This window comes from Halovenus rubra, from assembly GCF_026586665.1.
GTDB lineage: Archaea > Halobacteriota > Halobacteria > Halobacteriales > Haloarculaceae > Halovenus > Halovenus rubra.
In genome coordinates, this window is the sequence record NZ_JAODIY010000012.1 from 1 (window position 1) to 22,790 (window position 22,790).

The window sequence follows — 22,790 nt, forward strand, 5'->3', positions numbered from 1 at the left end:
ACCAAGAACTTGGCAACCGTCTGTTCGATACCCTCGACGATCTTCGTGATGCTGCGCTCTCTGCGCTCGATCGTATCGAAGTACCAGATGTCTTCACGTACTTATGTCCGTGAGTATGAATCTGTTCGAGCTCTTGATGGAAGCTCTCGTCCGAAACCATTTCTCTATCGACCTGCTATTTGAGCGGCTTCTTCGACCCAGTCTCCCAAGTTATCGTAGCCGCTATCCCGCTTCCAACGGTACGTGCTGAAGATATCATCGAAGAACTTCTTTTGCCCGTTCTCCTCGATGTAGATCTTGCTGAGCGGATTCTTTCCACGCGAGTCCGTGTATCCGCTCTTATCCTCTAAGTTGTGGATTCGGATGCCAACAATGCCGTTACCGTCTCTCCAGCTCTTCTTGATCTCGTATTCAACCCAGTCACGGTCGTAGGTCTCCTGGCCATTCGTTCTAGTTTAGTGGCGGTCAAAGCCGAACTCACCTCGTTCAACCTGCTCACGTAACCGATTTCTGTGTGGATTTGGATTTTGTGACGCCCACAACAACAGCTCGTCCAAATCCGGCAGCTCGTAGCCCAACTCAACCATGAGGTACAGCTGGATCAGATGAGCGTGGCGTTCAACGGCTAGCGAACAGCGACGGCGAGGAAGCCGCGACGCCGACTCGTCGGCGTCTGCGGCGGCTTCGGCCTCTCGCTGTCTTGCCTCAAGCGACCGTAACTCATCCACGATTACACGACTCATCATCAACGAAATCGCCGCCATGATGATCAGCGCCTCAATGATGTAGGTGTCGGTCGTGTTGATCTCGTCCAAGCCAAACCGCGACTTCAACTCCTTGAACAGCAGTTCGACCTCCCAGCGCGCCCGATAGAGCTGCGCGATATCGGGCGCGCTATAGTCCTCTTTGCCGAGGTTCGTCAGATAGAGATGGTACTCTTCGCTCTCCTTGTTTCGCAGGCCGACCAATCGGAACGTCCGGGTCGTGCTGGCGCCCGACCCTCGCTTTCGCTCAAACGAGAGTGTGATGCGTACGTCGATTTCCTGTCGCTGCAGGTCGTCGAGGACGTCCTGCAGCGACTCCCCCTCCAATGGGATACTGTTGCCCCGCCACGTCCGCAGTTCTTCGACGATCTCGAAGTTTGCGTTGTCTTTGACANCTTTGACACGGGAGACGAACCACCCGTCGTTCTGGTCGATACGATCGAACAACCAGAAGTCGTAGAAGCCGAGATCGAGCAGTATGAGGGCGTCAGCTACCCACTCGCCGGTGGGTAGCTGACTCCGGTCATGGGTTGTGCCGTCGGTTGTGCGGAATCGTGTTGGAAGACCTGTGGAGAGTGACTCGATAAGGTGGAGCTTCAGTTCGGCCTGGTCGTCGCCAGTTGCTGCATAGACATCGGCGGCGTCCTGGTACAGCGAAACGATGGTAGCGTCGGCAATGAGGACGTCTCGAAAGCGTTCGAGACGTCCGTTCAATTCGGCTCGTCCGGTATCGAGATTTTCGATGGCGTCATCGAGAATTTCTCGAAGGAGTGCAACGAAGCCCGGTTCGAACCAGTCGTGGAACGCCGCGTAGGACAGTTTGTCGCAATCAGCCATCTCGACGTAGCGTTCGAGAAACGCTTGCAGAGAGCGGTCTGTGCCAGCAGCAAAACCAAACGTGAGCGTGTAAAACAGCGCGACGATGTCGAATTTCCGCTCTCGTTCGACAAGATTCGTTGCGCGAGCGCGCTCGCGCAACTCATCGGAGGGAAACGCTCTTTGAATTCGATCAACAACTACCGAGTCCGGTGGTGAGTACACATCATCCACCGGGTTCTTCAGCCGGGTAGTTGCGACGATATCTAATCAACAAACAGCGACCGCATTCTCTGCTAAACTAGAACGCATGGTAAGTCCAGTTAGATCGCCGTCACCCAGCACCTGTGCCATCCGCTCCTTCGAGACGTAGACCTGGACCAGACTCGTGATCGTGAGGCCCATAATGATCGCCCACGCCGCCGTCCAGAGAAATCCGACACCGATACGGAGGGATTCAAGAACTCCGTCGATTATCGTCGCCTGCATAGTTGTATCATTGTAGGGATCATCTATTACGGTTTTGATTAGAATATGCTGCCTATGAGGGTATCAGTACTATGGTATCGTAACCGTCGGCCATAGATGATCTATTGTGAAGAGGGGAAAACCTTGCAAACCTCCACAATCTCCACGGACTCCGACTTCAGATTCAAAAGGGGAATCTGATTAAATCACGCCGACGTATTAGAGGCTAATGGGACCAGTAGAGACCGATGATATCCCAAATGAGGGGAACATCACCTGGAAGAACAGCGTTCGCCGGCCTGCTCGGTTGTCCAGTACGGTAACTGTCACATCCACCTCCTAATATACGATGGCTGTCGATCTGGCAATCCATGATGCACTCGTTCTCACAGCCGACGAGCGGAACCGCCTGTACGAGCGCGGCACAGTATGCATCACCGATGGCTGTATCGAAGAAGTCCGACCGTCACGTGCAGGAGACGGAGAATTAGAAGCGTCCACCGTTATCGACGGGAACGGGAAACTGGTGATGCCGGGGTTGGTGAACGCCCACACGCACCTGGAGATGACACCGCTCATCGGTGCGTTTAGCGAACTCGATCTGACGGAGATGCTCGGGAGTGGGACGGCCTTGTTTAACAGACTAGGGAACGGCGAATTCGAGTACCTCGTCGAGGCAGGCGTCGAGCTCGCAGCGCTCAATTTCCTCCTGGGCGGTGTCACGACCGTGAACTCGATGGACGCACGGCCTGCCGCAGGTGCAGAGGCGTTCGGGGAAGCAGGGCTCCGCGGATTTTTCGGCCCGGCGATCTCGGACCTCTTCTGGGACCAACCAGTCGATCAGCAGTTCTCCCGTGCTCGCGAGTTCGTCGAAACGTACCACGACACGTACGAGGGCCGAATCAGGGCGACGATCTGCCCGCACGACGACTGGTCGTGTACCAGGCAGCTGTGGGAACGGACCGCGTCCCTCGCCGCAGAGTACCCGGACCTGCTCGTCCACACGCACTTGCTCGAACTCGAGGAGAGTAACACGATGGCACGAGCGAACGGTGGCGAGGACTCGGTGGGATTGCTCGACGACGTTGGACTCCTGGACGACCGACTGGTCGCTGCTCACTTCCGCCTCGCCGACGAAGAGGACATCCAGCGAACCGCCGAGGCGGACGCGGCTGTTGCGCACTGCCCGTCCGTCTTCTGTTACTGGAATCCGAACGGGGAGACGCAGTGGACGCCCGTTCCCGAGCTTCGAGCCGCCGGCGTCGACGTCGGAGTAGGGATTGACGACCACTACTGGCACGACTCGTACAGCATGTTCGGAGAAGCGCGGCAAGCCCGTCTGGCGGCAAATCTCAAGCGTTCGGCCGGACAGCTCGACTCGACGGAACTGATACGAATGCTCACTATCGAGGGCGCACGCGCGCTGGGGATGGGCGACGAGATCGGCAGTATCGAAGCGGGAAAGCGCGCGGATATTATCCTCCTCGACGTCGACAAACCGAAGTTCACGCCACTGACCAACGTTCCCGCACACGTCGTGAACAACGCGGTCCCGGCCGACGTAGAGACAGTGATCGTCGACGGCGACATCGTTCTTCGGGACGGCGCACCCGAGACGATGGATTCGGACGACGTGCGACAGCGAGCAAACCAGGCTGTCGAACGCTTCGTGGACGAGACTGGCTGGGAGCTACACGTAGGTGGCAGTGAACCGCCCACCAGCATCGAGACAGTACGGGACCTCCCAAAGCGTGGCCCTGCGCGACTCCTGACCCGCCTCGCGATTCAATCTGTGCGTGATCGGTTCCCATTCTAAGCGGGTGGCAAAGAACAGTCCACACACCCTTCAGCGCGATAGACGGAGCAGCCGGTCTTGCAGTACACTCTTCAAGGAGACGCCGGCTATGTACAGCTATGCCCGGTAAACGGAGTGATTCCCCACTCGGTCGGGTGATTGGTCTCGGTGTCGCCGGCCTCGCTGTAGTGTTGCTGGTGTTGGATCAGACCACCGACCTGCCGGTTCCCTACGGATATGATGGAAGTGGCTTTAGCTTCCTAATCGGGGGTGTAGTGGCACTTCTGGTCGTTATTGTCCTGGGGTGGCAGTATCGTGATGTCCTGTTTGGGTAATTCGCTCGGGAAGCAACTCGCTTTTGCGCAATCAGTCGCGGGACTCGTACAGCTGTTGTCTCAGTTAGTTTTGAGTCGCTTCGCGATCGTCGCAATCTGATCCAGGAAAAATCCGAGATCGGCGTTCTCTTGGCTGGTGACTATCGGCGTCTCTCGAACGTATAGGTCCTCTTGAACGATTTGAAGCAGAAAATCGGCGACATCAGCCCGTGAAATCGGCCGAGCACTGGCATCAATATCGACACCGTGGACGTATTCTCCGGTTCGCGGTGTGTCCGTCAATCCACCGGGCCGTACGATCGTCCAGTCGAGGTCGCTTTGCATGACCAGTTCTTCTTGCCGGGCCTTGTCTGCCATCAGATCGTGGAGAGCGGTTGCGTTTGCAATTCGGACATACCACGGAACGGTTTCAGAGCTCGAACCGAGACCCATCGACGTTAACACGAGTAATCGGCTGACTGGCCGGTCATCCATCGCCTCGATGATGTTTCGAGTTCCCCGCGACACGACATCCGGTGGGTTGTTCGGCGTTCGTCCAAGGAGACAAACCACGGCGTCTGTATTCTCGACTGTTTCAGAGACTGCCCCTGGATCCAAGACATTTCCCTCGATAGCTGTGATCTGCTCACCTGGCGGGAGTTTAGCCTGGGATCGGGTGAGGGCCCGAACGTCATAATCGGCGGCCAGGGCCTGCGTTATCAAACGTCGTCCTGTCCCACCAGTCGCCCCGAACACAGCGAGTTTCATGAGAGTGAACCGGTAAAGCGGTTGTACAACTCAGCAAACAGGTAGGTGAATACACCTGTAATGACCACTGCTTCAAGGATTCCAGCGATAGTCCCAGCAGGTGTCGGCGTGAAGAACAAATGCCACTGCTCCATCATCTCGACCCCACCTTCGTAGATTCCGATCGCCCCGAAGAGGCCGAGTAAAAGCATAATCACAGCTGCGACAGTAGCTGCTGCCGCAGCAAATGGAAGCGGATCGAGACGCGGTGATTCCTGACTGGATTCCAGGGTCTCAACGTCGGTTTGCTCAGATGGGGTGCTCATAAGGAACACTACGAGCGGGTAATTCACTGGGTTTGTGGATACGATTCGAAACCCGACTATCTCGAACTGCCACCAGCCATAATATGAAGGCAGAAAAGCACCACAGCACGGGGTTTGACCCATTACTGAACCCTTCTCTTAGCACGATCCAGCCCGATGAGTCAGCGTGACAGCGCGAAGGCCCCAGAATGGGATTGGATTCAAACGCAGAACCGGTGCAAAGCTGGGATGTCAAAAGTATTCCCGAGGTAGACCACAAGAAGGGAAGACACAATCGCATTGAATAGGGAACCCGTATTGAGTACTGGAGACGGATCTCACGGAGGGAAAACTATGCCTGACAAAACAGACGATACACGACTCATCACGATTGTTCTCATTATCATCGGTGCGTTCGTCCTCTTCCCGATGTTCTTCATGGGCTTCGGGATGATGGGAGTTGGCCCGATGATGGGTGGCACATGGGGCGGCCATATGTGGGGAGACGGGACGATACCAACCTGGATGTTTATCGCCGGTGTCATCATGCAGCTCCTCTTCTTAGCTGCCCTCGTCGGCGGTGCCTACCTCCTCTACCAGGCAATGACGGGAAGTGAGAGCGACTCAGACCAGGCACTCGAAGAACTCCGACTCGCGTACGCTCGTGGCGAATTGACCGACGAGGAATACGAACAGCGACGGGAAGCACTCGAACGCGATACCTGAACACCGTCAGCTGACGGAGAAAGTCATGCTTCGGACCACACTTTATAAATCTGAACCACTCACCGCTCCGTATCAATCCCTGCTCGATATGAGTTACTTAGTTATGATAAGATGGTTAGGATTCAAAGTGGAAATCGCAATAGGAAGTGACTACGAATGTCGCGATATGGTAAGTTTGATATCATCGACTTCAAATTCTTCTCACAGATCGCTGGCCTCTTCGGAAAGTTATCGAACTTCGCCGGATGATTTGCCCATAAATAGCCGATTAACGCGGTACGGTTTGTCGACGAAGGTCGTGCCCAGCGCCAACGGTATCAGAGTGATACGAAGGCCAGTGAATGAGTGACTCAGCTATCCTCTCAAGGGTTTCGCGTCTTCGTGCCTACGTTACCAAGCAGGATACTCTCGTAGGCCTGTGGATGATCGGGACGGTCATCGCGTTCTATCACAACTTTCTTTTCACCCAATTAACCGCGTTATCCTATCTCTATGCGTTGGGCTTCTATGGGATTGGCTTGGTGTACGCGACGGTCAACGAGAGAATCAGACATTTGACCGCAATCGGGACTCTCGGCGGATTTCTGGAGCTCCTCGGAGATTACTTCCTCGTTCATATTGCGGGATCTCTCGTGTATCCTACAGGCTACCCATTCTTGCTGAGTTCTCCTGCCTACATGCCATTTGCGTGGGCGCTTCTTATCACGTTCATGGGCTACATCGGCCTTCGTCTCCACGAGGAGATCAGTACCTTCGCTGCGTACCTTGGGCCAGCAGTCTTCGCATTCGTCGCGGAGAGCGGGTTCGAATCGCTTGCTAGCCAGGGTGGTGGATGGATCTACACGACTGCGCCGCTTGGCTGGGTTGGGCATGCACCCCTGTTTATCGTCGTCGCAGAGGCCGTGATGTTCGCGTCCAGTTTACTATTGGGCGAAGCAGGATGCCCTCACGGGAGGTTTTGGAATCGGGGTCACGATCAACCTGAGTTACGTCGGCGTCTATTACCTGTTCGTTCTAGTCTCGAATCTGGGGTGATCCCGAATGGGAATGAACGGCCTTGTTTAGACGCCAGCGTTCAGCGATCTGCCACCTCGATTGCGCGTTCGATGTTTCGCACCGCTGATTTCATGACAAGTTCGCGGAATTGACCGAACCACGTTCTGGCCCACAGCGTCTCACCATATCGCTGCCGCAATCCGAAAAACACGGATTCAGCGTTCGAACGCTGGTTATACTCCCGATCGTGAATGAGTAAGTTTCTCGCCCATCCTCGGAAGCCGGGGCCGCGTTGTGGAATCAGTGGTGTGATACTTTCAGCCCGCAACCTCGTCCGGAGAGCTTCCCAATCATATCCTTTATCCGCCGCTACAGCCGTCAGATCGTCGATATTCCGCACTAACACCTGCAAACCAACTTGGGTATCGTGCGGTTGTTTCATCGAGCAGTGTATATCGATGATCGCGCTCGTTTCACAATCGATGAGTAGCGTGGTTTTGACCGCCTCAAACGTGTAATCTGTTCGTTTCGCGTAGTGCTGACTAGCTTGAACGCGATCCACGCCGGTTGCGTCGATTGCTTGGACATCTCCGAGTTGATACAGTTCGACCGACGCGTTGAGGATCGCTCGCCACCGCTTCATCGGGATCGCTTGCTTGCGCGCACAGACGGTCGAAAAGTGTGGCAGCGTCTCGACCGTCAAACCAAGTGAGTCTGCTACTCTCGGCATCTCTCGGAGAACATCCATTAATTTCCGGTAATCGTGTTCAAGATACTCTTTGAACCCCTGAACGGCGAGAATCACCCAGTCGGCATACCCCTCTTTCCCGGGGCGGTATGCCGGAGCTGGCTCACCAGCGACGGCTTTTTGAGAGAGGGATACAACCGTCTCTGCGAAGCGGGCGGTCTTGGTTTGCACATCACATCCGTCCCGCTTCAGTTCCTAGAAAATGAGCACTCCTGCGGAGAGACGAGTACGGCAATCCGAGTGACACAGCTCTCAGACTGATCGGATTCAACCGTCTAAACAAGGCCGGAATGAACTATTCGCTGACCTCAGTCTTCACGACAGTGGCCGGCTTGTGCGTCAGTCGAAGAACGCGGTCAGTTACGCTTCCGAGGAGCGCACGGTATTCTTCGGGCCGTCGCTTCGTCCCGAGTACGAGCAGATCGATGTCGTTGTCGTCGGCGTATTTGACGATCGTTTCGGCGGGTAGACCGTGCTGCATCGCCTCGACGACGTTGACCCCTGCGTCGGACGCTTCCGATTGGACTTCTGCGAGGGTTTCCTGACCTAGTTCTTCGAGACCGTGCTCCGGTCCTTCAGCCTCGTCGACGTATTCGTCACCGCTGTATGCAGTCACAACGTTCTCATCGACGACATAGAGCACGTGAAGGACGGCGTCGTGAGCCGCTGCAAGATCGATTACATGTGATTTAGCTTCCTCAGAAGCAACTGTACCATCCGTCGAGAGCAAAATCCGGTCGTACATTCGATCTAATTTCGACCAACGGTACAATAAAACCAGCCTCTGAGTCCCACCACCCAAGAGAACTACTGAGAGTTCTCGCCGGAATAATACATGTCAAGAGCCCTTTCTTGCGGCCCGACAGCTGAATCGACGGCTTAGTTTCATCACGCCGAATCAGCAAACCTGTAGATATGCTTCGCAAACTGCTCACGACGATCTGTACCGTCGAAACTCTTGCGCCAGAAGCGCTCATCAATACGGCAGAGCGAATCGCATTGGATAATCCCGAGGAGTGTGAACTCAAGTCTTGGGTCATACCAGACGCCAGACTCGAAGGCCTGCTCTTTCTTGGGTTGATGTGGCGGAGCGACGCCTCCTATTCCTCGTTTAAGAAATTCTTGGGCGTGATCGGTCTGCTCGCACTGCTCTACCCACGCACCTACGTGGACTATGGGGCCAAATATGCGTACATAGACGCCTCAAGCTGTGAATGGAAGCCGTGGGTGTACATCGGAACACGCCTAGTCGGACTACTCTACGTGGTCATTGCCATCAACGATCTACGAAGCGAGGCGTGAGCGGTCGTTTCCCGTCGGACGGACCGTCAAAGGGCAGTAGCTAGGGGGGGTCGAAGCTTAGTTTCGGTACGAACGGACGAACGCACGTCGCAGAACAGTCAGAAGCACATACGTCTCGTACTTCTGGGTCCGGCAGTGCTCGCAGGGCTGCATATCCGCGACGATCTCCTCAATAGCGTCGTCGTACTCGTCGGTGAGCGTAGTGAGCGCGTCCGTGATCTGGGGCTGGACAGCGTCGATCATCTCTTCGACGGCGGCGTCGGCCGAATCTGGTAGTGAGTACGAGAGAACGATCGTGTTTGCGTGGTAGTACTTCGTCGTCCCACCACGACCCTCCTCGAACCGAACGACGTTGACGAGGTCGGCGTCCCGGAGCTCGTTGATGTGATGGCGAACCGTGTTCTCCGTCCGGTCGACGCCGCGATCGTCGAGGCGTTCGTGGACCTCGGTCGCGGTCAGGGCCTCCTCGGCCAGAATATCGAGGATCATCGCCCGCATCGGCTCGTCGATGGCGTCCGAAACCCGAGTGTCTCGCACCGCGATGTCGTCGAGACGGTGGTCGGTATCGGAATCACTCATACGAGTAACTGAGCGCGAGCACGCAGGAAAAGGTAGCGGGGCAGGAGTCGGGCAGGTGTCTGTCGAGGTATCGAGTACAGGATGGACCCGCAATAGCGAAAGCTCTAGACGACCCGTTTGACTGTTCCAACGACCCGTATCCGAATTCTAACATATCATCTAAAAAATACTTATTGGGGTGCGGGCACTACCTCAAACTGTAATGAGCGACACAACCCAATTCCGCGTCCTCGACTTCGACTGCCCGACCTGCGCGAGTACCGTCGAACGCGCCCTGTCGAACGTCGACGGCGTCCAGCACGTCGAAGTCCACTACGCGACCGGCCGCGTCGAGATCGAGTACGACGACAGCGTCACCGACCCCGACGCATTCGCACAGACCATCGAAAACCAGGGGTACACGCCCCAGCCCGCCTAACACCATGAACAAACAATCGATCACGCAGTACTACCGGAAACACCGGAAGGCCATCGTCACAGCGACGAGCGGCCTGCTCTACGGCGGCGGCTGGAGCCTGGGCTACCTCACGAATTTCAATACGGCGAGCGCCGCCATCCTCGTCCTGGCGACGATCGTGGGTGGCTACGACATCGCCAAGACCGCCTACCACGAGGTCACCAACCGAACCCTCGGTATCAAGACGCTCGTGACGCTGGCTGCTATCGGCGCCATCGTCATCGGGGAGTACTGGGAGGCCGCCGCCGTCGTCTTCCTGTTCAGCCTCGGCAGCTACCTCGAGGGCCGGACGATGCGGAAGACCCGGACAGCCCTCCAGGAGCTGCTGGAGATGACGCCTGACACGGCGACCGTCCGTCGCGACGGGGAGCTCCGGGAGGTCCCCGCCCGCAAGGTCGAAGCGGGCGAAGTCGTCGTCGTAAAGCCGGGCGGGAAGATTCCGGTCGACGGGACCGTCGTCGACGGCGAGAGCGCCGTCAATCAAGCGCCGGTCACCGGCGAGAGCGCGCCCGTCCACAAGGCCGACGGCGACGAGGTCTACGCCGGAACGGTCAACCAGGAGGGCGCACTAGAAATCCGAACGACGGGGGCGGGCTCGGATACGACACTCGAACGCATCATCCGCCGCGTCGAGGAGGCCCAAGAGGCTCAGTCGCCCACGGAGAGTCTCATCGACCGGTTCGCGAAGTATTACACGCCGGCAGTCATCGTGCTCGCTATCGGTGCGTACGCCGTCACGCAGAACGCGATCCTGTCGCTGACCCTGTTGGTCATCGGCTGTCCCGGCGCGCTGGTCATCGGGCCACCGGTCAGCATCGTCTCGGCCATCGGCAACGCCGCTCGGTCTGGCGTGCTGATGAAGGGCGGCGAACACCTCGAACGCGCCGGCAAGATCGACCTTGTCGCCTTCGACAAGACCGGCACCCTCACGAAGGGCGAGACCACCGTCGCCGATGTTGAGGGGTTCGGCGTTGCTGATGACGAGGTCCTCTCACTCGCGGCGACCGCCGAGAAGAAGAGCGAACACCACCTCGCTGACGCCATCGTCGACGCGGCCCGCGAGGGCCCGACCGCCGCAACGGACGGCGGAACGACGGTCGCCCAGGCGGACGATACGGACGCGGGGCGCAGGTCGGTCCCCGATCCGAATGACTTCGACGTAGTCGCTGGCAAGGGCGTCATCGCCCATGCCGATGGCCAGGAAGTTGTTGTCGGCAACCGCGCACTGCTGGCCGACCGCGACATTGACGTCCCCAGCCGGGTCGCCGACTACGTCCGCGAGCGTGAGGGGCGCGGCGAGACAGTCGTCCACGTCGTTCGGGACGGAGACATCATCGGCGCGATTGCGATGCGGGACGAGCTCCGGGAGGCCGCTCCTGGGGTCGTCGCGGCGCTCCAAGACGCTGGCATCGAGACGGTGATGCTCACCGGCGACAACGAGCGGACGGCCGCTGCCGTTGCCGAGGAGGTCGGTATCGACGAGTACCGTGCCGAACTCCTCCCTGAGGACAAGCAGTCCGTCATCGAGGGCTACCAGGCCGACGGCCACGTCGTCGCGATGGTCGGCGACGGCATCAACGACGCGCCATCGCTGGCGACCGCCGACGTCGGCATCGCGATGGGTGCTGCGGGGACGGACACCGCCATCGAGACGGCTGACATGGCGTTGATGGCCGACGATCTCGAACGGATCCCGTACGCGGTCAAACTCAGCAAGGCGACGCGCTGGAACGTCCTCGAGAACGTCGGGCTCGCGGTGCTGACCGTAACCGTCCTCCTCGCGGGCGTGCTCACCAGCTACGTCACTCTCGCGTCGGGAATGCTGGTCCACGAGGCCAGCGTCCTCCTCGTCATCCTCAACGGGATGCGACTGCTCCGCTACTGACCACGAGACACGATCACAACCACAACTCATGACATCGAATTCGACTGCGACTGACACGACCCAGACGAGAACCAATTGGCAGGTCGACTACGACGTCGACCCGATCGAAATCCGCGACCCCGTCGCGGAGGCCCTCGGCGTCCTCGAACCGGGCGAGCCGTTCGTCGTCACCTATCGGGACGCGGTGAAAGAAGCGGGCCACTCCTGTCCGACAGCCTCGGGCGCCTACCGGATCGCCCAGCTCGGGCTCGACCCCCTGTATCCCGACGGCTATCCAGTCCGGAGCGAAATCGAGGTCCAGACGGCCGGCCCGCAGGACGATGCCGCGTACGGCGTGATGAGCCGCATCATCTCGTACGTGACTGGCGCGACCGGCGATGACGGATTCAGCGGGCTCGCCGGCGGCCATGGCGGCCGCCGCGACCTCCTCGTCTTCGACGCGTTCGACCCGGACACGGCGGACCCGACGTTCCGGTTCCGGCGAACCGACACGGACGAGACCGTCGAAGTGGCCTACCACGTCAGCGACGTTCCTGGCGGTGGACCCGCGATCGGGAACCTCCAGGGGATTCTCGACGGATCGGCAAGCGACCAGCAACGGGAGGCCTTTGCTGACGCCTGGCACCGCCGGGTACAGGTCGTCCTCAGCGACGACTCGCTGTTCACCGTCGACGCGGTGTGAACGCGACGGTCTACCCCTCACACTCGAAATATGTTACTACGGTATACTATCGATCTCCTCGAGCGCCTCAGTAGCGACATCACCGAGTTCTCCGGCCTCGATATGTGAATACCGCTCTCTCACCATCTCCTCCGAATTGTCGAGATACCGGGCGGCAACCGTGTATCCGAATGCTCGAACGAGAACTTCACCCATTCCACGCCGGCCGCCGTGTGGAGCAAGGTAATCGTGTTTCGGATGGTCGATGTCTATCTCTGCAGCTTCTGAGAGCCGTTGGAGAATCGATCGTGTGCCGTCCGTCGTAATCGAGGGCGGTCGAATATCCTCATCGAGCGCCAGGAGGAGGTCGCGAGCGTACTCCCCACGGCGTTCGGCGATTGCCTCCGTATGTTCCCCTCGGTCGGCGAGCTCATCTTGGACGAGCCCTGCGAGCGTCCGCTGGTCAAACGTGGGAAACACCGGCCAGCGCTCCGTCGGTGGGTCCATCAGTTTTCGGTAGCTCCGCAGCGGCGAGATTACCGGATCGGGGAGACTGGCGGCGTCCCACTGCTGTTTCTTCCGGTAGACGTCCATACTCCCATCGTCGAGGGAGAGGTCCTCCCAGCGGACGCCGCGCCGGCGCGGGTCGTTTGGATCTCGGAGGAGTTCGCCAACGCGGACGGCGGTGTACGCGAGGACGAACACCAGAGCCCGGTCACGAGCCGCCTTCAGCGCCGCGTAGCGTGCTCGCTGCTTGTCGAGGGGATCAGTATCCTCCGGGAGTGTCGTGAATGCCTCGACGGCGTCGCGGGCCCGTTCGTCGGCGTGGCGGGTGAGGGCGTGGCGCTGTTCGGACGTCCAGGCCTGCTGGTCACCGGGCTTGCGGCCGTCATCCTCGGGCAGCGGCGCCATCGCACTGGCCCGCTGCGCGTAGTGGGCCTCAAGATATCCCTCGTTGACACACCACCCACACCACGCAGAGATATAGCGGTAATAGGTTTGTACCGTGTTCTGCTTGAGTCCCCGATCTCCCCCGAGATGCCGAGCGTACTCCCGGAACACGCGTTCGTCGAGATCGTCAAAGGTGGGCTCCCGGTCGACGTCGTCGGGGACGATCCCGGTCCAGTCGTCGTCGCCGCGGTCGCCGGCGGCCCACTCGGCGAACCGCTCGAGCTCGCGGGCTGCGTTTCGTCGATAGTTCCCACCGTCGCCACCGCGACCCTTCCCCTTGTCCTGGAGATACCGTTCGAAGGAGCTCGCGAGTGACCGATCGGCGCGTTCTCGGGGTGTCATGGTTCCTCGTTCGCGTACTGGTAGGTCGGACGGACGTCCTCAAGGAGCTCTTCGACGATTTCCCAGAGAATCAGGGAGGGAGTCTCGTGTTCGAAGGTGATCCCCCAGCGGTCCTCCGTATCGGCGACTGAGTACTGGAAATGCGTCCGTCCCAGATCGGGATGGTCTTCGTCCTGGTGCCAGCCGGCGTGAAAGCCCGTGTTCGGATCGGTGTAATTGATACGGAACCAATCATGTGGCTCCTGCCGGTACCACTTGATGGACAGTTCCGGCGACTCAGGCCCTGTCGAAGGGTCGAGACGGGCTGGATCAAACCGTGCCCGCAGCTGTTTGGCCTCGATATCATCAGGAACGAACTCGACTGTCGTGATCTGTGGCACACGGTCGAGGACGTCCCGCTTTAGCTGGGCGTAGAAGTTTGCGTTCGGGTCACCACCGGGATGCGGGACCGACATCCGTCAGCTACTGGCCTCGGCAGGCTCTGTTGTCGGAGCGAGGAAGTCCCATTCTCGGATGGCGAACCCAACGATCTGGATACGCCGCTGAAGATGCTCCCACTCACGGGCAATCTCACGGCGACTATCTTCCTCCTCAGCGTCAAGGGACTCGTCAGCGAGCGTCCCGCGAAGCTGGTTCGGTGACTCAACGCCGAATTCGTCCTCCCAGTCGCGAATCTGCGTCTTCATATCGGCGAGACGGTCCGTGAGCTCCTCGACAGTGTGGCCGCTGTCTCGAAGACGCATCGCCTCCTGCATCGCTTGGCGGCGATAATCAGGGTAATACGTCGTGTGAGTACCGCTTTCGTCACGATGGAGGATGCCATCGTCGACGAGCCGTTCGAGGACGCGTTTGGTCGGCTCGTGTGACCAGCCCGCTTCGGAAGCGATCCAGTTGGCTGTCCGCGGCTCCGACAGCTGCCGAGCAACCATCCGCACGCGGTCTTCACCCGTGGTCTGGCGTTCCATCAGACCCTCGGAGTTCGATTCATCTTCGGTCATACAACATCGTTCGGGCTTTGTCTTAATATAGGTTGAGGCCATTAGTTCTATATCGAATCGACTTCTTCGCCATCGCCCCGATCTCAGCTGTGGGTAGCCAGAGTAAACACGGAGCCCGGTCTTGGCGGCTCTACCCTGGGGGAAGCGCCGTTCTGAGCCGGTTGCAGCATTCGTGCTTCACCGACGGCGGCGGGGTACTTCAAAGTGGTCGTGATTACCAGAATAATCAGGACCAGTAATGATAGGAGTCTCATAACGATTTTTCCCATGATAGAAGGGTTCTATCCCCCGAAATCCGGATTTGGCCAACGGTATGAATCATATGCCGCTATACCAAAACCGCGACCCCTGGAGTTGAGACTACACCAGCTGTAGCGGGGCTGTGATGCGTAGTTTCGACGAATGGTCGACCGAAAGTTGATTCAAATCGCTCTCTAAACGAAGGTTCTTATTGTATTTCCAACACCAAAGCCGAATTTCAGCGACTTTCGGCAGTGTCGCCACTCAGACGGCGTTCTATCCCAGTCATGGGGTCTTGCTATCCAATTCCAGTCTCCTTCTTCAGCAGAGTCAGTGTATTATCTGCCGTCACCATCGGCGAGTGCTCGTACTCACCAGTCAACTCAACCTGAACGAGTAAATCGACGGCTCGCCAGATTGAGTACAACAGACACGCGAACGCGAAATAGAAGAACCGCAACCCGAAGTCCTTCGACGTCGTCGCCGCCATGAACCGCTTGATCGATCGGTAGCCACTCTCGATTTCCCACCGGTAGCCGTACTCCGTGAGGTGTCCGCTCCCCCGATTCGTCATGAACACCGAGTACTGTCGATGATCGTCGTGCTCTGAGTCCTCTTTCCGCCGATAGATCAGCGTCGTCTCGTGCCACTCGTTCTTGCCCAGATGGAGCTTGCGGTCGGTTTCATACCGGTCTTGGCCCCGCTGGAGTAACCGCTTGGCCTGGGCTTTCTCGCTGGTCTGCATCCGCTTGGGAACGACGTAGGAGAGTCCACGCTGGCTGATCATCTCCAAGACGTGCTGACTGTCGAACTCCCGGTCCATTAGCACGTTATCGACGTGGACGAGCCCTTCAGTCGAATCCAGCAAGTCCTCGACTATCTCCTTGCGTGACTCGTCTTTCCGTACCGGACGGGCATCAAGGACGAGTGGGACAGCGTTGCCGACCAACTGGACTGTCGCCCATTGGTAGGCGTATTCGTCGTTCTTCTCCTTCGTCCCGATTATCTCGTCTTCGTGGCCCGTTCGGTCACCTGTGAAAGGATCGGCTTCAGTGATATCGATCGCTACGATCCCGGCACGATAGAACGCCTCCGTCGCTGCGACCTCTTCTAAGAGGCGACCCACCGCTTGCCGATACATCTCTCGAATCTGTTCGATCGAGAGATCACGAAGATGGTCACGATGCGCGTGTCCCATCGGAGTCCGGTCACGAGTCGACTCGTGGATGAAACTGCGAGCTCCCTCGTTCGCGGCGAGATTCTGTCGCAACCCCAGATACGTTTGCAAGTCCCAAAACGCATTTTCGTGGATCTCACAGCCCTCACCACGATTAAGCGAGAACGCGGGGAAGATGATGCGGCTGACGTGGTCGGTGATCTCGCTCGCCTGGTCAAGAACGTCTCCATCATCTGGCTCCGGCTGATCGGATTCAGTATCGTGGTGACGGAGCGTTCGGGCCGGTTCACGCGGGATCGTGATGCCCGCGTTCTGAGCGGTGATGAGGATCGTTCGAGCAACCGTTTCGATAGTCTCGCGGAGATCTTCCGTGAAGCGTGTGTGCCAACTTCGCCACAGCGTCGACTGATCGGGAATCGATTCGATACCCAGTTGCTCACGGATAACAGATCGACTTTTGAGGTACTCAACGAGTGCTGTCTCGTGGTCCCACCCGTGGAGTTCTTTCAGCACGAACAGGCGAAAGAGCGTGGCCATCTCATAGCGTACCGAGTTCGCGTAGCGATCGTGAGGATCGAATCGAAAGTAGGCAAGCGGAACCGTACAGACGAACAGCTCAACGGAGGTATGGACGTCCTGATCGAACCACGCTTCCGACACAGTACGAATGTCCGACTCCAGTCCGGCTAGCGAACTCCGGTCATACAACGGTGTCGAGTCGTACTTCGGCCACTCGACGTGCGATTTTCGGGCGATCCCACGAAAGACACTCCGGCGAGACTCACAGGTTGGTGCCACTACGAAACGCTGGACATTTCACAGCCAAGAACTCGTTCTCTTCGGCAGACAGTTAAGAGAGCAGCCTACAGGTGGCCGTATCCTATGCGCTCGAGTTCTGCTTCCAGTTCGACGTGCATCGCTTCGACAGTCTCCTCGTCGAAATGCTGCCCTGTCATCGCCCCCGATATCTCCGCAATTTCAGCGTGCCATCCACGTACTGCGTCCGCAAGGGCCGCGAGGAGTGCTTCCTCCGTCTTGTCTATCCCGTCGACTTCCTCGACGACCTGCCACCCCGGCTGAAAGTTTTCGAGGACGTATCCCCTCTCTTCGAACTGAATCGCGAACCGCTCGCAGACCGCCCCGAATCCGGTTTCGAGACTGAGCAGTGGTATGACGTGGACGATACCATCTCGCTTCTCCAACTCACGCAGATCCGCAACGGGGACAGCAGTTTCAGGGAGCACCGAATAGAGTGGGTCAGGGAGAGGCGAATCGCTTTCAGCGGCTCCTAGTGCGTCGTACTGGTCGTCGATGGACTCGCCTTTCTCTTTCACACCCTCGGGTGGTTTGTCGCTCGGCTCATCGCTGAGAATCTCTTTCAAGATTGCGTAGAACCGCCATTCGTCGCCGTAGTCATAGAGGTAGCAGATACGGTCATACTGTTCGAGGCCGAGCTGGCGAGTCATCTCGCCGATCGTCACCTCGTCAGCGTTCTCAATCCGTTCCGTACGCAATACCGGATCACCACCAAGCGACTCGTCGTACCCCTGCGGGCACTGGTATTTGACGGCGCTGTCCCAATAGTCTTCATCCTCCCCGACGAACCAGAGGTGGCCCTGATCGAGCCCGACTTCAGCGTTGATCGCCGACTGAAATTCGGCGATCGTTCTGTCCGCACCGACGACGATATCCCGCCACAGCGACGTCGGGTCGGGGTCGAATTTGACGCGAAAGCGGTAGGCAGTCATCCTTGCATCTCCGTACCTGTGCGGAAGCTGGTGAGCTCGTCGATACGCTGCTCGAGCTCCTCGATTTCTTCGCGAAGTTGGTTCGCCTCATCGTCCTCGCTGGCAGCAAGGCGGTCTTTCAACCCCTGCAATCGGGAGTCTTTCACCTCTTCATCGACCTCCGCTTTGCGAACGTATTCGCTTTCTTCGACTTCGTACACATCGGATTCGGAGAGCGTGGTGACGTCCAGCGCTTCATCGACTTTCGAGCGATCGACGCTCAGCACACGTTCGCGGTCGATGCCAGCGTTCTCGAGGCGTTCCAGCACCTCCTCGTCGTCTTTGAGCGAGCGGTTGCGGCGACTCGTCCGCTGGACGGAGCCGTACTGCCCGGCAACCGGACGGTCGTGATGAAGCCGAGCAAGGAGGACATCCGCGATCTCCTTGCGGAATTCGTTAGCATCTCGCTGGACATCCGAAAGCAGGGTGTAGAGATTCACCAACGCGTCGGTCTCCAGTTCAGAGAGAGTAGTCACATCGTGGCGTTCGAGTGCATCGATGAGGAGAAGTGCATCCGAATAGACATCAAGTCCGTCGGGTTCAGTTCGTTCCTCGTCCGTAGATTCCTGTTCCGCGCCCACCACCTGCGTTGCCGTCGAAACCTCCGATTGTGTGATGATGCCAGCGTCCTCATCAACCTCGAACTGTGGATGGACACTCCATACCGCCGGGTATGGGTCGGCATCCGGCGGGAGACGGTCAAGATCAAACCCGTCGGGAGAATCCTCGATTCGTCGATAGAGCGTTTCGAACTGGTCGCGCTGGAGTGGTCGTGTCTCGTCTCTATCTTCGAACTGAATGATGACGCGAGCGTCCTGCACGTCAGTAATACGAAATCGCTGATGGGAGAGCGGCGTGATGAGCGTCGCGCTCTCGGGAAGGTCGTCGAGTTCGTCGAGAAGCGTGTGCCAGCTGGCGGTGAAAGACATATACGAAGGTTGTGATCCAGTCCGACTAAATCTTGTTCACGACGCGGCTACTGGCAGACAGTCTCTGTAACAGACACTCTGATACGTGGCTCTTCGAAATTACCGATATGGCTGATACGTACGCACTCCGTGTTCAGGTCGAGTCACACGAGTACGACGGCGAGTTCTATCTCGTCGGCGACAGATACGGAACCCCAGCAGACGTGTTAGACAACGTCGCTGCCGACCATCTCTTGCGGATCGCGAATGCGCCACGTATCGAAGAGTACCTGCTCGATGTGCTGAAGCACGGAGAGAATACAAGTAAAGCCGAATATGAGGCGACAGACAGCGACGTCGAATGCTGGATTCACGTCGACGTCTCCTACCGGAGATACGCCTTCGGTGTCGGAAACAGAGTATTCGAGTTCTCAAGCGAACCGAGCAAAAGCGAAATCGCATCGACTGTCACGCAACTCCAGTCGTAAGCTATTGACTCTCGTTCAGGGATCGAAGTGGTAGACGTAGGGGTAATCAGCCTTCCCAGCGGGCATAATCTCTTCGAGTAACTCGCGAACCTCGGATTCGGAGGGAGCACTGGTGATGATTCGATCGTCGTAGATTGCTACATAGGCTTCGTTAAGGCCTAACTCTCGTAGTTCACGTCCCAAGCTTCGGGCACGGGCTTTCCCCATCTCTTGATGGTAAATCCGCTCCAGTTCGTCGGTTTTCTCCCGCAACTGCTCGATCTCCGACGCGTATCGTTCGCGGTTGCGCTTGTTCTTCATGTAGAAGAGCAACTCCTCGGCGTCCGTCTTTTGGTCTTCCTCGGGTGCTGGAAGCGAGTCGATGATGCCGAAGCGATGTTTGGCCTCCTCGTATTCGTCGTCGATGTCTGCGCTGAGCGAGCCCCCGAAGATGATGTTCTTGACCCCGATCCACCCGTCGTAGACGATCTGGTCCTCGAACGGCAACAGGACGACACTCGAAACTGGGACTGGAAGTGCGGACTCGTCCCACACCTCGGCGAACGGAAGTCGAGCCGGGCGGACTGCGTATGCTTTCGGCGGTTCTGTCCAATCGAGGAAGATCGCATCGTCCTCTCGATAGCGGACGACGACGAACTCTCCGGCGACGGAGTCAGTCCACGCTGCGATCTGTTCGAGATCAGCCTCCGACAAACCGGGAGGATTCTCTTGAACGAAGTCCTCTATCAGGTCCGCCGTCGACTCGTTGTACAGCGTGTTTCGGAGCGGGAGAAGCTCGTCAGTGTAGTGCTGTTCAAGATCAGCGACCGTTTCGATTTCTTCGATGACCTCGAATCGGTCGTTGACATACACCAACAGATGGGCGTACAGGTCTAGAAACCGTTGCTCGCTCTCCTCGGACAGCCGTCTGTCGGCTTCACTCATCGGTAATAGACGTGTTCACGGCCACACTAATCAGGTGTTTCGAACTCGAAATCAGTCATCGATACTCCGAGATCGTTCGATACGGGACGTAGTAGCCGATCTCGTCGATCCACGTCGACAGCCACTCATCAGCGGTTGATTCATCGATCTTCCCAGCATCGATTGCAGCCAACAGAACGCCAACCGACCCGACAACGGTCACGCCCTGGTCTTTCGCAAACGATCGGGCATCTCCGTCGTCTGTCAGCAGCCGACCGTCGTGTGCGTCGGCGAGGGCGAACGCCTGTGCTTCCCCGGGGTCGAGATGCTCACCAACAAAGGCTTCTCTGTTTGCGACAGTATCCGAGATCGGCGCGACCGGGATCTCGTCATCAAGCATATCGAGTGCTTCCTGGAGATATGGGTAGTTATCGACGCCGTGTTCGAGCTCCTCACCCACGACTGGTACCGTACAGATTCCAGAGAGGCCAGTAACTACCCACAGCTGATCGATGTACGCAAAATTCGAGAGGACAGTCGTGTTCAAGACGCTCGGGTTCGCTGGGAGATCGTTACCTGTCATTTAGCACGTGACTCCTCATCAGGCGAGTCCTCATCATCGAATTCGAGTTCACGTGCTGCCTCTGCCTCGTAGGCTGCGTCGTCTTCGTCAACGAGTCCGAGGCGGAGTTCAACACCATGCTCCCGGAGGATGTCACGCATCGTCCAGCGGTCGACATCAGCGAGTCTGGCGGCATCACCGAGTGTGATCCGCTCGCGTTCGTAGAGGGCGACCGCAGCTGCAATACGTTCGTTCTCGTGGTCCTCGAAGTATTCACGCACGAACTCGCGCAACGCGTCGCTCTTTCCCCCGAACACACCAGCCTCGACAGCACCCTCGATGAGCAGGTCGAGATCGTCTGGATAAGAGCCGGTGATTCGTGCCATTGTTCTATCCCAAACTACGTCTTCATACTATTTATGAACTGCGCCAGACTGCGATATGCATTGAGACGACCGGTCTCAACTACTACGGGCCTCGCTCTGCGCGAGGTCATTCGTCGCCGAGTTCCGAAAGCCGAGCTTGAATTTCCTCTGCATCCGACTCAGAGAGCGCCTCAACACCGAACTGGACGAGTAGTGGGTAGAAATGACGGTTCTTCTTGAACTCATCCTGGCCCGCCTTGCGGAGCTTCAGCTGGGACTCGAGGTAGGTATCCTCCATCTTGTCGAGGACATCGTCGGGAATGTAGATCGTCCGCCCATTCCATTCGTCCTTGATGTTCGTCTTCGTTTTGCTCGTTTCGTTCGTTTCACTCATTGAACTCGATTCGGTCGTTTCGGTCGATGAACTCGTTTCCACCGGTTCACTCACCTCACTCGTTTCGCCGGATTCGACCTCATCGTCCTCCTCTTCGTAGTTGCCCTCGATGCCGGAAGCATCGCCCCAGCCGTCGGTCATGCTTCCACCTCCTCAGGTGCGGTCTTCTCAAACGTCTCATCGAACAGGTCGGCAATCTCGTTGAACAGGTCGCGTGCATCTTCGACGCGCTGGTTCTCCTTGCCGAAGCCGAAGACGGACACCCCCTCGCCGATCGACTGGGAGAGGTCGGTCCGCTTCGGGATCTCGAACACCGGGAGGGAGTACGCCGACTTGATCTCCTCGATGGTGTCGCGGTGTTCAGCGTTCTGCTCGACGCGGTTACAGACAATCGCGAGCCGATTGATGTCTCCGTACGCCTGTTCGAGGGAACTCAGCTGCTTCGCGAAAATCTGGAGGCTGTTGGCGTTGAGCTTCTCGGGAATGACGGGGATGACGACGTTACCGGTCGCGACGAGCGCGTTGTCGGTGAGGACGTTCAGTGATGGCGGCGTGTCGACGATGATGTAGTCGTAGTCCTTGTCGAGCTCGTCGAGTGTCATCTCCAGCCGCTCGCGACTCTTCGGCGCCTCAAGCAGCGTCTGGATGTTCTTGTTGTTCGCGAGCTTCTCGCTGGCGGGAAGGATGTCGAATTCCTCGTGCTCGACGATGATGTCGTTCACCGACTCCATCTGATCAAAGTCGAGGACGTCGAACAGCGTTGTGCGGTCGGTGTCGTAGTACAGATCGTTGTAGCCAAGCGAGCAGGTGAGCCCCCCGTGATAGTCGATATCGACCAAGAGGACGTCGTGGCCTCGGGCGGCGAGTACGCCGCCTGTATGAATGACGTCGGTCGTCTTCCCTGCGCCGCCTTTCTGATTCGCCACCGTGATTCGTGCGGTATTGGTGTCGGTCATTATCTTCGTTTTTCTCGTTATGTTCGTTTTGTTCGTTTTGGTCGTTTAGTTCGGTGCGTTCGGCGAGGGTGTTTCACTCGGTGAGAGGATTACTACGGTGTTAAAACCAACTGTTCGTTCCACTCGTTGAAGGGAATACGTTCATTTTCATCATAT

The 22,790-nt window shown here is 57.8% G+C and carries 27 protein-coding genes and 2 pseudogenes; 11 read left to right on the forward strand and 18 right to left on the reverse strand.

The genetic code is table 11. The features are described 5' to 3' along the window. Nucleotides 1–113: pseudogene (locus N5098_RS12120) on the forward strand (IS630 family transposase); the annotation flags it as partial. Between the two features lie 66 nt (nt 114–179). Next, entirely contained in the window at nt 180–350 is a 171-nt protein-coding gene (locus tag N5098_RS12125) for a hypothetical protein (protein WP_267638138.1), read from the forward strand. Nucleotides 351–455: 105 nt separating this feature from the next. On the opposite strand, the gene N5098_RS12130 is transcribed toward N5098_RS12125, so the two are convergent. Continuing rightward, nucleotides 456–1,814, reverse strand: a complete 1,359-nt coding sequence (locus tag N5098_RS12130; protein ID WP_267638139.1) for an IS4 family transposase — start codon at nt 1,812–1,814, stop codon at nt 456–458. 78 nt (nt 1,815–1,892) lie between these two features. Continuing rightward, a pseudogene (locus N5098_RS12135) lies at nt 1,893–2,069 on the reverse strand (permease); the annotation flags it as partial. 328 nt (nt 2,070–2,397) lie between these two features. On the opposite strand from N5098_RS12135, the gene N5098_RS12140 reads away from it, so the two are divergent. Both N5098_RS12140 and N5098_RS12145 read left to right on the forward strand, forming a co-directional pair. After that, nucleotides 2,398–3,864, forward strand: coding sequence for an amidohydrolase family protein (locus N5098_RS12140; protein ID WP_267638141.1), 1,467 nt, complete (start codon nt 2,398–2,400; stop codon nt 3,862–3,864). A 98-nt stretch (nt 3,865–3,962) separates the two neighbouring features. Next, complete coding sequence (locus tag N5098_RS12145; RefSeq protein WP_049986814.1) at nt 3,963–4,178, forward strand: hypothetical protein; 216 nt, start codon at nt 3,963–3,965, stop codon at nt 4,176–4,178. Between the two features lie 60 nt (nt 4,179–4,238). On the opposite strand, the gene N5098_RS12150 is transcribed toward N5098_RS12145, so the two are convergent. Both N5098_RS12150 and N5098_RS12155 read right to left on the reverse strand, forming a co-directional pair. Beyond that, nucleotides 4,239–4,925 (reverse strand): NAD(P)-dependent oxidoreductase, encoded by a 687-nt coding sequence (locus N5098_RS12150; RefSeq protein ID WP_142980494.1) that lies wholly within the window; start codon nt 4,923–4,925, stop codon nt 4,239–4,241. Next, entirely contained in the window at nt 4,922–5,230 is a 309-nt protein-coding gene (locus tag N5098_RS12155; RefSeq protein ID WP_267638144.1) for a hypothetical protein, read from the reverse strand. The genes N5098_RS12150 and N5098_RS12155 overlap by 4 nt, the downstream gene beginning before the upstream one ends. A gap of 333 nt (nt 5,231–5,563) precedes the next feature. Between N5098_RS12155 and N5098_RS12160 the strand changes: the two genes are divergently transcribed. Next, nucleotides 5,564–5,935 (forward strand): SHOCT domain-containing protein, encoded by a 372-nt coding sequence (locus tag N5098_RS12160; protein WP_267638145.1) that lies wholly within the window; start codon nt 5,564–5,566, stop codon nt 5,933–5,935. Nucleotides 5,936–6,276: 341 nt separating this feature from the next. Beyond that, nucleotides 6,277–7,083 (forward strand): DUF6989 domain-containing protein, encoded by an 807-nt coding sequence (locus tag N5098_RS12165; RefSeq protein ID WP_267638146.1) that lies wholly within the window; start codon nt 6,277–6,279, stop codon nt 7,081–7,083. On the opposite strand, the gene N5098_RS12170 is transcribed toward N5098_RS12165, so the two are convergent. After that, on the reverse strand, nt 7,011–7,850 hold the full coding sequence (locus tag N5098_RS12170) for an IS5 family transposase (RefSeq protein ID WP_267638148.1): 840 nt from the start codon (nt 7,848–7,850) through the stop codon (nt 7,011–7,013). The genes N5098_RS12165 and N5098_RS12170 overlap by 73 nt on opposite strands. A 124-nt stretch (nt 7,851–7,974) precedes the next feature. After that, a complete protein-coding gene (locus N5098_RS12175) occupies nt 7,975–8,424 on the reverse strand; it encodes a universal stress protein (RefSeq protein WP_267638149.1) in 450 nt (149 codons plus the stop codon). Nucleotides 8,425–8,594: 170 nt separating this feature from the next. On the opposite strand from N5098_RS12175, the gene N5098_RS12180 reads away from it, so the two are divergent. Beyond that, entirely contained in the window at nt 8,595–8,981 is a 387-nt protein-coding gene (locus tag N5098_RS12180; RefSeq protein WP_267638150.1) for a hypothetical protein, read from the forward strand. A 57-nt stretch (nt 8,982–9,038) separates the two neighbouring features. On the opposite strand, the gene N5098_RS12185 is transcribed toward N5098_RS12180, so the two are convergent. Beyond that, a complete protein-coding gene (locus N5098_RS12185) occupies nt 9,039–9,560 on the reverse strand; it encodes an ArsR/SmtB family transcription factor (protein WP_267638151.1) in 522 nt (173 codons plus the stop codon). Nucleotides 9,561–9,762: 202 nt separating this feature from the next. On the opposite strand from N5098_RS12185, the gene N5098_RS12190 reads away from it, so the two are divergent. Genes N5098_RS12190 through N5098_RS12200 form a run of 3 tightly spaced genes read left to right on the forward strand, consistent with a single transcriptional unit; the run spans nt 9,763 to nt 12,584 of the window. Beyond that, nucleotides 9,763–9,978: a heavy-metal-associated domain-containing protein gene (locus N5098_RS12190; RefSeq protein WP_267638152.1), complete on the forward strand. Its 216-nt coding sequence runs from the start codon at nt 9,763–9,765 to the stop codon at nt 9,976–9,978. 4 nt (nt 9,979–9,982) lie between these two features. After that, entirely contained in the window at nt 9,983–11,902 is a 1,920-nt protein-coding gene (locus N5098_RS12195; protein WP_267638154.1) for a heavy metal translocating P-type ATPase, read from the forward strand. Between the two features lie 28 nt (nt 11,903–11,930). Then, complete coding sequence (locus N5098_RS12200) at nt 11,931–12,584, forward strand: hypothetical protein (RefSeq protein ID WP_004048663.1); 654 nt, start codon at nt 11,931–11,933, stop codon at nt 12,582–12,584. A 36-nt stretch (nt 12,585–12,620) separates the two neighbouring features. On the opposite strand, the gene N5098_RS12205 is transcribed toward N5098_RS12200, so the two are convergent. The 6 genes from N5098_RS12205 to N5098_RS12230 form a co-directional block, all read right to left on the reverse strand. After that, nucleotides 12,621–13,856: a site-specific integrase gene (locus N5098_RS12205; RefSeq protein WP_049909261.1), complete on the reverse strand. Its 1,236-nt coding sequence runs from the start codon at nt 13,854–13,856 to the stop codon at nt 12,621–12,623. Next, nucleotides 13,853–14,311, reverse strand: a complete 459-nt coding sequence (locus tag N5098_RS12210) for a hypothetical protein (RefSeq protein WP_004048666.1) — start codon at nt 14,309–14,311, stop codon at nt 13,853–13,855. Before N5098_RS12210 ends, N5098_RS12205 begins: the two co-directional genes overlap by 4 nt. Nucleotides 14,312–14,314: 3 nt before the next feature. After that, on the reverse strand, nt 14,315–14,896 hold the full coding sequence (locus tag N5098_RS12215) for a DUF7342 family protein (protein WP_004048667.1): 582 nt from the start codon (nt 14,894–14,896) through the stop codon (nt 14,315–14,317). Between the two features lie 496 nt (nt 14,897–15,392). Next, nucleotides 15,393–17,069, reverse strand: coding sequence for a transposase (locus tag N5098_RS12220; protein ID WP_267638160.1), 1,677 nt, complete (start codon nt 17,067–17,069; stop codon nt 15,393–15,395). A gap of 65 nt (nt 17,070–17,134) precedes the next feature. Continuing rightward, nucleotides 17,135–18,019 (reverse strand): DUF7964 domain-containing protein, encoded by an 885-nt coding sequence (locus N5098_RS12225; RefSeq protein WP_267638161.1) that lies wholly within the window; start codon nt 18,017–18,019, stop codon nt 17,135–17,137. After that, entirely contained in the window at nt 18,016–18,987 is a 972-nt protein-coding gene (locus N5098_RS12230) for a DUF7983 family protein (protein WP_267638162.1), read from the reverse strand. The genes N5098_RS12225 and N5098_RS12230 overlap by 4 nt, the downstream gene beginning before the upstream one ends. 107 nt (nt 18,988–19,094) lie before the next feature. Between N5098_RS12230 and N5098_RS12235 the strand changes: the two genes are divergently transcribed. Then, complete coding sequence (locus N5098_RS12235; RefSeq protein WP_267638163.1) at nt 19,095–19,454, forward strand: hypothetical protein; 360 nt, start codon at nt 19,095–19,097, stop codon at nt 19,452–19,454. A 15-nt stretch (nt 19,455–19,469) separates the two neighbouring features. Here the strand turns inward: N5098_RS12235 and N5098_RS12240 are convergent, their stop codons facing one another. From N5098_RS12240 to N5098_RS12260, 5 genes are all read right to left on the reverse strand, one after another. Beyond that, the gene (locus N5098_RS12240; RefSeq protein ID WP_267638164.1) at nt 19,470–20,378 is read right to left on the reverse strand and encodes a hypothetical protein; all 909 of its coding nucleotides are present in this window, start codon (nt 20,376–20,378) and stop codon (nt 19,470–19,472) included. Nucleotides 20,379–20,433: 55 nt separating this feature from the next. Continuing rightward, nucleotides 20,434–20,940, reverse strand: a complete 507-nt coding sequence (locus N5098_RS12245; protein WP_267638165.1) for a PIN domain-containing protein — start codon at nt 20,938–20,940, stop codon at nt 20,434–20,436. After that, nucleotides 20,937–21,305 carry a UPF0175 family protein gene (locus N5098_RS12250; RefSeq protein WP_267638166.1) on the reverse strand — a complete coding sequence of 123 codons (369 nt, stop codon included), beginning with the start codon at nt 21,303–21,305 and terminating at the stop codon, nt 20,937–20,939. Before N5098_RS12250 ends, N5098_RS12245 begins: the two co-directional genes overlap by 4 nt. Before the next feature lie 106 nt (nt 21,306–21,411). After that, nucleotides 21,412–21,819, reverse strand: a complete 408-nt coding sequence (locus tag N5098_RS12255; protein WP_267638167.1) for a DUF8160 family protein — start codon at nt 21,817–21,819, stop codon at nt 21,412–21,414. Then, nucleotides 21,816–22,634, reverse strand: coding sequence for a ParA family protein (locus N5098_RS12260; RefSeq protein ID WP_267638168.1), 819 nt, complete (start codon nt 22,632–22,634; stop codon nt 21,816–21,818). The genes N5098_RS12255 and N5098_RS12260 overlap by 4 nt, the downstream gene beginning before the upstream one ends. Nucleotides 22,635–22,790: the final 156 nt, after the last annotated feature.